The organism is Dolichospermum circinale AWQC131C (genome assembly GCF_000426905.1).
Classification (GTDB): Bacteria; Cyanobacteriota; Cyanobacteriia; order Cyanobacteriales; family Nostocaceae; genus Dolichospermum; species Dolichospermum circinale.
This window is the reverse complement of sequence record NZ_KE384588.1, coordinates 186,117-190,503: the sequence shown is the minus strand read 5'-3', so window position 1 is coordinate 190,503 and position 4,387 is coordinate 186,117. Positions and strand designations below refer to the sequence as shown.

The following is a 4,387-nucleotide window of genomic DNA, read 5'->3' as shown; positions in this document are numbered from 1 at the left end:
GGGGGTGGGGTTCTTGTACCTCATAACATCGGGAAGTGCTGTAAGTCTTTAACTGTAACTTCAAGATCATTAAAGCCAAAAAATGTAGCATCCGGGTTTTGATTTTAATTAATTCAAAATAAAATATTTGTCTGAATGCTACAATTGGGAGTATAAACAAGCTGATTATCTTCAAGCGGGAACTACAAAATTTTCACTCCCAGCTAAATCAAAAGCCGCGTGAATAACTTGTAAAGCTTTCACACCTTCATCAATACCTACAACACAACTAATTTTAATTTCTGAGGTAGCAATCATTTGAATGTTGATTTGATTTTGTGCTAAAGCTGTAAACATTTTCGCTGCAATTCCTGGTTGTCCTACCATACCAGAACCAACTATACTAATTTTAGCGATCGCACTATCTAATATTACCTCACCCCAATCATATTCCGCTGCGACTTGTGTAAGTTTTTCTTGAGCGATTTCTGCATCTATTTTAGCCACAGTAAACGCGATATCCCGACGGGGAACACCGTCTACCACCCGACAACGTTGGGATTGAATAATCATATCCACACTGATGTTATATTCTGCCAAAAATCCGAACAATTTAGCGGCCATACCCGGACGGTCTGGTAATTGACGAATAGCAATCCGGGCTTGATTCCTATCTAAAGCGACACCACGCACAGCGGGGGCTTGAGGACTCGGATAGGCCAGGGAAGTACAGGAAGAATTGATCTCAAATGTATCACACAAAGCAACTATAGCGCGATCGCAATCTATAGCATCAACTACACAACTCACCTTGACCTCACTGGTAGAAATCATCTGAATATTCACACCAGCGGCCGCCAAAGTTTTAAACATTTGCGCTGCTACCCCTGGTCTACCAATCATCCCCGCGCCGACAATACTAATTTTTGCAGTATCTTTTTCTACTAAAACCTCCGCCTCATCGGAAGTAGGATTGTTTCTTAATGCCGGAGCTATAGCCGATGATACGGCTTCTGCTCGTTTTAATATTGATGTATTTACTGTAAAAGCAATGTCGTTACTATTACCTTCATGAATTGATTGAATAATCAAATCCACATCCACATTTTGCTGGGAAATTTCGCCAAATAACCGGGCTGCTACCCCAGGTTTGTCAGGAACGCGCAATAAAGCCACTTTAGCCTGTTGCATATCAAATTCTATAGCGTCTACAGGGCGAGCTAATTCTAAGTTAATTAACGCCCGATTTCGTCTTGGCGGGGTTGTTACCCACGTTCCCGGTTGATCTGTCCAACTTGAACGTACCACCAAGGGAACGCCATAATTACGAGCAATTTCCACAGCCCTGGGATGTAATACTTTCGCCCCTAAACTTGCCAATTCCAGCATTTCATCACTGCTGATTTCTGTCAATAATTGAGCTTGGGGGACAATGCGAGGATCTGTAGTTAAAATACCTGGTACATCTGTATAAATTTCACAAAAATCTGCGCCAATGGCTGCGGCTAAAGCGACTGCGGAAGTATCAGAACCACCACGCCCCAAAGTAGTAATTTCTAATTCTTCTGTGTTGCTAATTCCTTGAAATCCTGCAACTACAACAACTTTACCGTCATTAATCTGCCGCATTAAGCGTTCTGTTTCAATATGTAAAATGCGAGCGCGGGAATGTTCAGCTTCAGTAACAATGCCTACCTGAGCGCCAGTCATGGAAATTGCTGGTTGTCCAATTTCCTGTAATGCCATACTCAATAAAGCAATAGTAACTTGTTCTCCTGTAGAAAGTAGCATATCCATTTCCCGACGATTAGGGGTTTTAGAGATATCATGAGCTAGTTTAACTAATCCATCGGTAGTTTTCCCCATGGCTGAAACCACTACTACTACAGAATTTCCAGCTTTGACAGTTTTTTCAACTCTAGTCGCAACTGCTTGAATACGTTCGACTGAACCAACAGATGTACCACCGTATTTTTGAACTATGAGCGCCATAATCAGTATTTGATGTATTTATCCTAAGTTTTATTGGTGAACAAGGCAGAGAAACATTAGAAAAAATAATTGTACCGTACAAAAGTCAATTGACAATGGATGATGAACAATTGACAATGGATGATGAACAATTAACAATAGATGATGAACGATTAACAATGGATAATTAAGAATTATTAATTATAATAATCTCTTTAAGTCATGTTTGACATCAATTAATAATGAAATTTTTACTATCACAGAAGTTAACTATTGATTATTTCTGATTGACTACAATTTCACATACTCCTCAGCCATCAGTAACATTATTGACAATAGCCAAAGTAACCATTGCTAGGGAGTAAATACCTAAAAAATCAAGATGGGATCAAGATATGTTGACTGGAAGTAAAGTATACAGCACTGCTGCTGCTAAAATTGATGTGAGGATAAAAAATTATGTGCAATGGGTAATGGGTAATGGGTAATTGGTAATTGGTAATTGGTAATTGGTAATTGGTAATTGGTAATTGGTAATCGGTAATGAGTAATAACTCTACCTCCTTTCCTTTCCTGTTACCTGTCCCCGTGGCGTAGCACCTGTAACCTATTCCCTGTTCCCTATTCCCTGTTACCTATTCCCTATTCCCTATTCCCTGTTCCCTGTTCTCTATTCCCTGTTACCTATTCCCTATTCCCTGTTCCCTGTTCCCTGTTCCCTGTTCCCTGTTCCCTGTTACCTATTCCCTATTCCCTCTTGCTTTATGATTAACAATTCAGATTTTCGCGTTGAAAGAGACTCAATGGGCGATCGCCAAATTGCCAATAACGTTTATTATGGTATTCAAACCCAAAGAGCGATCGAAAATTTCCCCATTAGCGGTATTAAACCTTTACCAACTTATATAGATGCTTGCGTATATATTAAAAAAGCTACAGCTATTGTCAACTCAGAATTAAATTGTATTCCCGCAAACATCAGCAAAGCGATCATACAAACCACTGATGAAATTTTAGCAGGGAAATTACGAGATCAGTTTGTGGTTGATGTTTATCAAGCCGGTGCGGGAACTTCACACCACATGAATATTAATGAAGTTATCGCAAATCGGTCTTTAGAAATTCTGGGTGATCAAAAAGGTAATTATAAACTAGTTAGCCCCAATGATCATGTCAACTATGGACAGTCCACTAATGATGTTATTCCTACTGCGATTCGTATTGGTGGTTTATTGGCGCTTTCTCGCAGATTACAGCCAGCTTTAGAACAGGCAGTTTTGGCATTAGAAGCAAAAGCGGAAGAATTTGAAAATATCATCAAATCTGGGAGAACCCACCTGCAAGACGCTGTACCAGTGCGGTTAGGTGATAATTTCCGGGCTTGGGCTTATATCCTGTCAGAACACCAAAACCGGCTTTATATTGCTGCTTCTGACTTAATGGTATTGGGTTTAGGAGGAAGTGCTGCGGGAACAGGAATGAATACCCACCCGGAATATCGTCAAAAAGTTGTAGATGTCTTGAGTCAATTATTAGAATTTCCCCTACAACCAGCGCCACATTTAATGGCTGCAATGCAAAGTATGGGGGCTTTTGTCAATGTTTCTGGGGCTTTACGGAATTTAGCCCAGGATTTAGTTAAAATATCCCACGATTTGCGGTTAATGGATTCAGGACCCAAAACCGGATTTAAAGAAATCCAACTTCCTCCAGTACAACCCGGTTCTTCGATTATGCCGGGAAAATATAATCCAGTTATGGCAGAAATGACATCAATGGTATGTTTTCAGGTCATGGGATATGATAATGCGATCGCTTTTGCTGCTCAAGCGGGACAATTAGAATTAAATGTGATGATGCCTTTGATTGCCTATAATTTAATTCACAGTATTGAGATTTTAGGTAATACAATTTCTGCTTTAACTACCAACTGTATTCAAGGAATTACTGCTAACAAAGAAAGATGTTTAGTCTATGCTGAAGGTAGTTTAGCGTTGGTCACGTCTTTAAATCCCCATATTGGTTATTTGAATGCTGCGGCTGTAGCCAAAGAATCTTTAGAAACTGGTAAATCTCTACGACAAATAGTTTTAGAAAAAGGTTTAATGACTGAGGAACAATTAGCCACTGTATTAGATTTAGAAAAAATGAGTGAGATTGTTCCATTATAAACAGATAGGGATTTAGTAAGCTGTTACGCAGCTAAATTGTACAATCTTAATATAGCTAAATCTTGTGGTGCGGGCATCCTGCCCGCTATAATTATACAAATACAAATTAAATGCAGTACAGCTTATTGCTAAACTTTGGTACTAATTTTATTTATCTTTTTGATCTGCATTTATTTTCTATGCAAATAAATCGTCTAATTTTCAGATTTATAAGTAGGTGACTGGAAAAAACCGACATAATTAACGAAAAGTAAAGTTGCCCAAAA

At 39.0% G+C, this 4,387-nt stretch carries 2 protein-coding genes; one reads left to right on the top strand and one right to left on the bottom strand.

What is annotated here, in order from left to right; genetic code table 11:
• Nucleotides 1-171: 171 nt before the first annotated feature.
• Complete coding sequence (locus ACIR131C_RS0102175) at nt 172-1,971, bottom strand: aspartate kinase (RefSeq protein ID WP_028088887.1); 1,800 nt, start codon at nt 1,969-1,971, stop codon at nt 172-174.
• Nucleotides 1,972-2,714: 743 nt separating this feature from the next.
• Here ACIR131C_RS0102175 and ACIR131C_RS0102170 point away from each other — a divergent pair.
• Nucleotides 2,715-4,121, top strand: a complete 1,407-nt coding sequence (locus tag ACIR131C_RS0102170) for an aspartate ammonia-lyase (protein ID WP_028088886.1) — start codon at nt 2,715-2,717, stop codon at nt 4,119-4,121.
• Nucleotides 4,122-4,387: the final 266 nt, after the last annotated feature.

Coding starts and splice junctions, on each gene's coding strand:
- ACIR131C_RS0102175 (WP_028088887.1), bottom strand. CDS start 1,971: ATGGCGCTCATAGTTCAAAAATACGGTGGTACATCTGTTGGTTCAGTC.
- ACIR131C_RS0102170 (WP_028088886.1), top strand. CDS start 2,715: ATGATTAACAATTCAGATTTTCGCGTTGAAAGAGACTCAATGGGCGAT.